This is a genomic window from Ruoffia tabacinasalis, assembly GCF_042652985.1.
GTDB classification, from domain to species: domain Bacteria; phylum Bacillota; class Bacilli; order Lactobacillales; family Aerococcaceae; genus Ruoffia; species Ruoffia tabacinasalis.
On the sequence record NZ_JBHSHQ010000067.1, the window covers coordinates 1 to 7834 of the forward strand.

At 30.8% G+C, this 7834-nt stretch carries 6 protein-coding genes; all 6 read right to left on the reverse strand.

Going from position 1 to position 7834, the window contains the following annotated elements; all coding sequences use genetic code 11:
* Positions 1 to 399 precede the first annotated feature (399 nt).
* The gene (locus tag ACFO5Y_RS10840) at positions 400 to 1248 is read right to left on the reverse strand and encodes an NAD-dependent epimerase/dehydratase family protein (protein WP_197105309.1); all 849 of its coding nucleotides are present in this window, start codon (positions 1246 to 1248) and stop codon (positions 400 to 402) included.
* A gap of 191 nt (positions 1249 to 1439) precedes the next feature.
* On the reverse strand, positions 1440 to 2312 hold the full coding sequence (galU, locus tag ACFO5Y_RS10845; protein WP_197105310.1) for a UTP--glucose-1-phosphate uridylyltransferase GalU: 873 nt from the start codon (positions 2310 to 2312) through the stop codon (positions 1440 to 1442).
* An 81-nt stretch (positions 2313 to 2393) separates the two neighbouring features.
* A complete protein-coding gene (locus tag ACFO5Y_RS10850; protein ID WP_197105311.1) occupies positions 2394 to 3563 on the reverse strand; it encodes a nucleotide sugar dehydrogenase in 1170 nt (389 codons plus the stop codon).
* 124 nt (positions 3564 to 3687) lie between these two features.
* Positions 3688 to 5112, reverse strand: a complete 1425-nt coding sequence (locus tag ACFO5Y_RS10855) for a lipopolysaccharide biosynthesis protein (RefSeq protein WP_197105312.1) — start codon at positions 5110 to 5112, stop codon at positions 3688 to 3690.
* A 145-nt stretch (positions 5113 to 5257) separates the two neighbouring features.
* Positions 5258 to 6286, reverse strand: a complete 1029-nt coding sequence (locus ACFO5Y_RS10860) for a glycosyltransferase family 2 protein (RefSeq protein ID WP_197105313.1) — start codon at positions 6284 to 6286, stop codon at positions 5258 to 5260.
* 216 nt (positions 6287 to 6502) lie between these two features.
* Positions 6503 to 7615, reverse strand: a complete 1113-nt coding sequence (locus tag ACFO5Y_RS10865) for an O-antigen ligase family protein (protein WP_197105314.1) — start codon at positions 7613 to 7615, stop codon at positions 6503 to 6505.
* Between the last annotated feature and the right edge of the window lie 219 nt (positions 7616 to 7834).

Genomic DNA, 7834 nt, shown 5'->3' on the forward strand with positions numbered 1-7834 from the left:
GGCCTTTTTTTATTGCTAGGCTATGTACTTTTTCGTTGCAATCTTCTGTACTTTTATATTGCCATAAACACCATACACCATCATTCCTTTCTGATTAACTTAGAACTACAATACAAATTAGTAAAACGCTTTCTCAGAGTGATTATAAAGGTTTGAAGTTTTATTTCAAGTTATATACTAAGATTAAGAAATAAAAATTATAAAAATCAAAAAGGGTTCTTCAATTTATGATGTTGGTAAGTAAATCTTACTGATATCATAAATCGTAGAACCATAATATAACAAAATTTCTTTAGAATGGAAAAAAATACAGTAATATGGGAGCAAAATGTAAGGGTATTTAGAGTGAACACAAAAAAAGGAGGATTATGATACGACTCTCCCCCAAAAAATACTCTACTAACCCAACTCCGTCTCTTGCACCGACTCACTAAAACCTCTGACATTATAATTTGTGTGATACTCACTCATTGCTTGTTCGTAATACAAGTCACCAAAAACTTTATTAACGACATTGATGCTCATCATACTTTTAATCAACGGATTAAACAGCTTGGTCACACCTATACGATGATTGGATACCTCCGCAATTTCTATAACAAGATCCGTTGTTGTGACATATTCTGTATTTTGTGGATGGTAATAACCTCCGTCCTGGTTATCAATAACTAACCTTAGAAACTCAGATAAGTTATCTACATGTAACATACTACGTCTATTATCATAATCAGGGAAAAGTGGTGTAACTTTAGCTAACTTAGAAAGTCTAGGATAATTCCCTTTCGATTCATGACCATAAATCATTGGCGGACGAACATAAGCCACTCGAAAATCTTCGGATTCTAATCGCTCTAACTCGCGCTCAGCTTGCAACTTACTATCCCCATAGAAATTATCTGGCTTAGGCACTGTATCTTGTCTAATATCAGCTTGATCAGTCCCAAAGACAATCATACTACTCATATAAACAAAATGCTTTACACCTTCTTTTTTAGCCTTGCTGGCCACTCGCACAGTTAGATCACGATTCACTGAATAATACAAATTTTCTAATGACTTATTTGATGAATTATGTGCTATTCCCGCCACATGGATAATTGAATCATAACCACTCCAGTCGATATCTTGCCAATTATCAGTTTGCAAGGATACCTTATCAACTTGATACTCTTCTGGCCAGAGAGCTAACCATGCAGCAAGCCTATTCCCTATATAACTATTTCTTCCTGTAATTAGAACTTTCTTCATTATCAATTCACCTAACCCCAATTTATTTACTAACTAAGACTTACCCCATTATAACAAAATAACTCTGCCCTATGAACGATATACACAATATAAATAACTTACATATATTATACGATTCCTACATAGAAATAATAAAAAAGTGTTAATGAAAGGGTTCCTCTCACCAACACTAACAAAAACTCTACCTATAATTAAAAACGTTCCACAACTCTCATCAAGTAATCCTTCAAGCCATCCTCCAGTTCCGGATGTTGTAGCCCATACTCGATATTAGCCTCTAACATCCCTAATTTATTTCCTACATCATAACGTTTCCCTTTGAACTCTAAGGCAAAGACACGTTGCGTTTGATTCAAAGTATCAATTGCATCTGTCAATTGTACTTCACCACCTCGCCCTGGTGCTTGCGTTTCAAGAATATTAAATATCTCTGGCTTCAATAAGTAACGACCAATGATGGCTAGGTTACTTGGTGCATCTTCAGGATCAGGCTTTTCAACAAAGCTGTTAACTGCATAGATTCCCTCTTCTACTTCAGATGTCGGATCAATCACACCGTACTTAGACGTCTCTTCATGGGGTATTGGTATAACTGCTAACGTGGATGCTTTCATCTTGTCATAATTATCAATCAATTGCTTGGTCAAAGGGACATCATCGACCATGATATCATCCCCTAACATAACCACAAATGGCTCATTACCAACGAATGAGCGTGCTTGATAGACCGCGTCCCCTAAACCTTTAGGTCGTTTCTGACGTATAAAATGCAGTCGAATTTCCGTTGTTTCTTCGACTAAGGCAAGTAATTCATCTTTACCCGTTTCTTGCAAATTATACTCTAATTCAAAATTCGCATCAAAATGATCTTCAATTGGACGTTTGCCTTTTCCAGTGATTACAATAATATCTTCAATCCCTGAAGCAATGGCTTCCTCAACGATAAACTGAATCGTTGGCTTATCTACAATTGGAAGCATCTCCTTCGCAATCGCCTTTGTAGCGGGTAAAAAACGTGTTCCCAATCCAGCAGCTGGAATCACTGCCTTACGTACTTTTGACATAATCATTCTCCTTCTTAATAACTATAAAATAAAGGAACTTCACAAAAAATGAAGCCCCATAAATTAATATTACAAATAAATCTAATTATTATTATATACATCACGTGTGTAAACCTTATGGCTCACATCTTGAATATCTTCGGATATACGGTTCGCTAAAATACTGCTCGTTATTGACTTGAATGTCGCTAAGTCATTAACAACTCGATACCCTTCAAAGGTTTCTTCTTTGATTGTTGGCTCGTAAATAACCACTTCAACACCTTCAGCACGAATTTGCTTCATAATGTCAAAAATCGCTGCTTGTCGAAAATTATCAGAGTCTGTCTTCATTGTTAAACGATGGATACCGACATCTTTTGGCTCCTGTTTCAATATTTGGCTCGAAATGAACTCTTTACGTGTTACGTTAGAATCCACAATCGCACGAATTAAATTGTTTGGCACATCCTTATAGTTCGCAAGCATCTGTTTAGTATCTTTTGGTAAACAATATCCACCGTAACCAAAAGAAGGGTTGTTATAATAGTCTCCGATACGGGGATCTAGACTAACGCCGTCAATAATTGATTTAGTATCTAACCCTTTAGACTCAGCATACGTATCTAATTCATTAAAGTAAGACACACGTAAAGCTAAGTAAGTATTAGAGAATAACTTAACCGCTTCTGCTTCAGTTGAAGGCATTAATAATATATCCACTGATGGATCAACAGCCCCTTCCTTCATCAATTCAGCAAACTTCTGAGCACGCTCGGATACCTCGCCGACAATAATACGTGAAGGATGTAAATTATCATATAATGCCTTACCTTCACGCAAGAATTCAGGTGAGAATATAATACGATCAGTCTGATACTTCTCGTTAATACGTTTAGTATAGCCTACAGGAATCGTTGACTTAATAATAATGGTTGCTTCAGGCGAATAAGATAAAGCATCTTCCAAAGCACTCTCTAAAGCTTCAGTATTAAACTGATCATTCTCATCATCATAATCAGTCGGCGCCGCAACTACAACAAATTCCGGCTGATGCCCATAAGCATAATCCTTATCAATCGTTGCTTCCAGTTGAAGCTTTCCATTCGCTAGGAAGTCTTCAATCTCTCTATCCTTAATTGGTGACTGTCCTTGATTAATCAAATCAACCTTGGCTCGGACAATCTCCAACGCTCTAACATTGTTATGTTGGGCTAGTAAGACGGCGTTAGAAAGTCCTACATAGCCAAGCCCTACAACGGTTATGTTCATAAGTTGTCTCCTTTTTAATCTAATAAGTTATTGTTGTGAAAAGTATGAGCAGACTTTAATTGTATTTTATGTATCATTGAATACCAGAAATTGATAATCAACCTAAGCATATCTATAAAAATGTCTATTTCCTCAATAATTTTACAACATCCGTAAATTGCTTTGTAATTAACATTCCAAATAATAAAATCACTACAAAAAGTATCCCTTTAATAATTAGATTTATAAAAATCCCAAAATTCAACTCTGGTAGAGCTAGAAACGCTATTATTTCAAGAAATCCAATAAAGATTGGCTTGATCAAAACTTTATAAAAATCTATCATTGAAGAGTTAAATGCCTTATTCAAAAGTAAATAATTGGTTTGAATGAAGTTTAATGTAAACGTAACTACTAACATCGTCGCAACCCAAAATATTGAGCCAAGATAAACACCAACAGCAATACCAATAATATTTATAATTGTTGATAGAGTTCCTGAAAGTAATAATAAATCAGTTCGATTAGCTGATTGAAAAAATGCTCCGGTACTTGACTGAAGCATCTGTATCCAAATAGATACTGACAATATTTGAAATACCAAAATACTTTGATCCCATTGTGGGCCAAAAAACAAAATGATAATCTCGCTACTCGAAAAGAACAAAAGCACTGACAAAGGTATTCCGAAATTCGCTAAAACTTTTGCTATTGTAAGATACCCCGATTTTATTTTATCAACCTGATTTTGATAACTTGAAAAAACAGGTTGAATAGTTGAAGTAATCACACTCGTAAATATAGTGTTCGGATAAAGGGACAACTGGTATGCTTTATTATAATACCCTAGCTGATCAGTTGGCATATATCTACCTATTAAAATACTGTCAAGATTTCTTGAAAAATAATTAATTACATTGAAAAAGAGTTGATTTCTTGAAAAGACAAATATTTTTCTGAGTGGTTCGAATGAAAATTTTATATAAAATTTTAGATTTGTATTAAATATATAAATAACAAACTGTAATACCGCTCTTGCTATATTTCCTAAAATTATCGCATAATATGAATAACCAAGAAATGCAAACAACATTGAAATAATACCGTTAGCTATGCTCCCTGAAATTTGAGTGAGATTAAAAATTTTAAACCTTTTTTCTTTCAAAAGTATATTTTGCGGAACCATCATTAAACTATTAAAGAGTAAAGCAATACTCATTATAGGTACCACTTTTATTAATATTATATTTTGATAGAAGCTACTAATCGGTTTAGCAAGTAGTGCAAATACTAATGTCAAGAATACTGAAAAAAATACTGAAAAACTAAATATATGATTTATCTCTACATTTTCCAAGTCTTTTCTTTGTATTATTGCAGGTCCTATACCAAAATCTGCTAGCAACTGGAAGAAAACTAAAAACACATTTACAATCGCTACTATTCCAAATTCATCAGGTGTCAATAATCTGGAAAGGACTATCTGAACTAAGATAGAAATTAATAAATTAGAATATTTACCTATAGAATTATAAATTATTCCAGTTTTTAATTCATTTTTTATATTCATACTTGCTCCTTCTTCTTAAATATATAGTCTATAGCAAACACTAATCAATACAATATATTTAAGCATTAATTTTATCATTAAAGTCATAAAAAATTTACTTAGTGAAGTAATGCTAACTATACTTCAAGCCTTTGAACCGTTTTGTTTAATTCTCATTAGAACAGACTTTAATATTTTTTTTGATTTGTGATAAAAAAAGAAACAAGGGGTAATTTACTGTTGATATGAATCCACGCCAATTAAAGTATCTATATTTATTTTTTACTACTCTAAGAGTTTCATCAATCAATTCTTTTTTTTGAAGTTTTTCATTATCATCTATATTATTATAAAATTTCAAAAAAGCACTATAAAAACTATATAATAGCTTTAAATACATCTGTCTATTGTAATTATTGCTAAATATACTATCATTTATTCGTTTATCTAATAACAAAATAACTGTAGCATATCCCTCCATTGATTTAGAATTGTTTTTTATTGTCATTGTTGACCCTTCACGCACTCTTCTGTAAAAAAGACGTTCATTTATATGTTTACATTTCTTTAAATGAAGTAGTAAACTGATCATAAAATATTCATCCTCATGAATAATACCTGCAGGAAATTTAAGTCCATTATTTACAATAATCTCTCTTTTTATAAAGTATAAACATGGTGAGGGAGTATAATTGTTTTGACTAGTAAATTCACTCAATAAATTCTGTCCAGAATTAAATACCCCAAGTGACGAATCACGTTGGTAGATTTTTTTATTAGAAAAAGGTAACTTTTCATTCTGGTTAAATTGAGAATCATAGAATAGCTCAGCATCGAAGAAAATCCCTTCTAAATCCTCTGATACAGCCATTGAATATAATTTGTCCAACGCATTACTTTCTAAATAATCATCACTATCCATAAAATATATATATGTTCCTTTTGCCATACTAACACCAAAATTACGTGCAGTACCCTGTCCAGAATTTGTTTGACTATAATATCTAATATTTTCATACTTAGAGACATACTTCAAACATATATTTTCACTATTGTCAGTCGAGCCGTCATTTATAAGTATTATCTCAATATTAGAAATATCGTTGTCAAGTATACTGTCAAGTGCAGTTTTTAAAAATTGAGCTGTATTATAAATTGGCATAATTACACTTATATTTATCAATGGATCATTCATTTTCATTATCTCCAATTCCATACACTTTGTATTGTAGTCACTGAATATGACATATAAAGTGTTATGCTAAATTATTATTTTATGTCTCTGATATCCTCTAGAATATCATAATTTTTTGCTATGAGCTTTTAATTGATTAAATTCTCATCTTTATTCGGTAATCCTAATCTTCAACTAAAGAAAAAGCTATGCGTAGTTTTAGTACATCCAATTATCTTAGATATTATTTTTCTCCTTTTTTTCAATAAAATTAATATTTCTAAATAAAGCTAGTATAATTACGTATAAGATTAACATATAATTTTCATACAGTGGAATCTCCAATAAACATAACAATGCAAATAATAATTGTAGCCCAATTGTAAATACATATGATAACTTTAATATATTATTTTTCGTTCTAACAATAGCAATGTGGTTATTATAAATATTAATCAATATAATCAACACAAATGGAATAAAACCTAAAACTCCATAATCACTTAAAACTTCTAGGTAAACATTATGCCCATGATACGTTGGCAAAAAAGAAATAGTAGAAAAAACCCCAGTTCCTAATATTGGATTATTTTTAAAATTATTTATCATCAAATTATATAAACTTGTTCGTCCAGTTGTAATGTCATTTGATTCAAATGTTCTTATAAGAATATCGTTCCCAGGGGCAGTATAGAACAACATATAATAAAATATGGATAATACAAAGAAAGATATTAAAATATACTTAGGTTTTATTTTATTGAGCAAAAAGAACAAATAAACAAAAATAATAATTGAGAATAATAAAACTCCACGACGTTGGGTTAAAAAAATTAAATAATACAATAAAAAGAATATTACTATCTTAGATTTTAAAAATTTATTACTTTTTAAAATACTAATAAAAACAAAAAATTGATTAATAAAAATCACAATCGCATTTACTCCTGTATTATGAGTAAAACCAATTAATACATTATTTTCCAAAAAATTATTATTCATTAATAGATGAGTATCTGACAAATGTATTGAATTAATTGTTTTTAAGAGTTCAGGTGATATAAACTGAATAATATTTCCAATAAACACAAAAAAGTTTGCAATGAATATCAGTTTAATTAGAAACTCATTGTCGTTTATTAACCTCAATTTACTTAATGAAAGATATATTAGGTAGCCTACAATTAGTGATAATATAAAGTTATTTGCACCTTCATAAAGTCTCCCTACTTTTAATGGCCCAATTAACTGTATTATCAAGAATAAAGTCATTAAAAAAAATGTATGATTAAATTCTAAGTTCACTCTAAATGTTACTAAATTATAAAATATAATTACTGCCAGTAACATTATAGTACTTACTAAAAAATACTGAGGCGAAAGAAGCTGTATTATATAATATAATATTAATGAAATAGAAAAAATATTGGTGTACAGACTATTGCTATTAATGTATTTAGTTTTTGTACTGCTTTCGATGGTAACCACCCTTTCTTTTTATATGATGAATTGTAAAATTAAGTGCGACAAATAAAGAAACCCATAACAGGTTCGTGTAAAATGTTAGTA

Excerpts from the sequence above, each read along its gene's own strand:
- ACFO5Y_RS10840 (WP_197105309.1), bottom strand. The coding sequence starts at position 1,248 with ATGAAGAAAGTTCTAATTACAGGAAGAAATAGTTATATAGGGAATAGG.
- galU (WP_197105310.1), bottom strand. The coding sequence starts at position 2,312 with ATGTCAAAAGTACGTAAGGCAGTGATTCCAGCTGCTGGATTGGGAACA.
- ACFO5Y_RS10850 (WP_197105311.1), bottom strand. The coding sequence starts at position 3,563 with ATGAACATAACCGTTGTAGGGCTTGGCTATGTAGGACTTTCTAACGCC.
- ACFO5Y_RS10855 (WP_197105312.1), bottom strand. The coding sequence starts at position 5,112 with ATGAATATAAAAAATGAATTAAAAACTGGAATAATTTATAATTCTATA.
- ACFO5Y_RS10860 (WP_197105313.1), bottom strand. The coding sequence starts at position 6,286 with ATGAATGATCCATTGATAAATATAAGTGTAATTATGCCAATTTATAAT.
- ACFO5Y_RS10865 (WP_197105314.1), bottom strand. The coding sequence starts at position 7,615 with ATGTTACTGGCAGTAATTATATTTTATAATTTAGTAACATTTAGAGTG.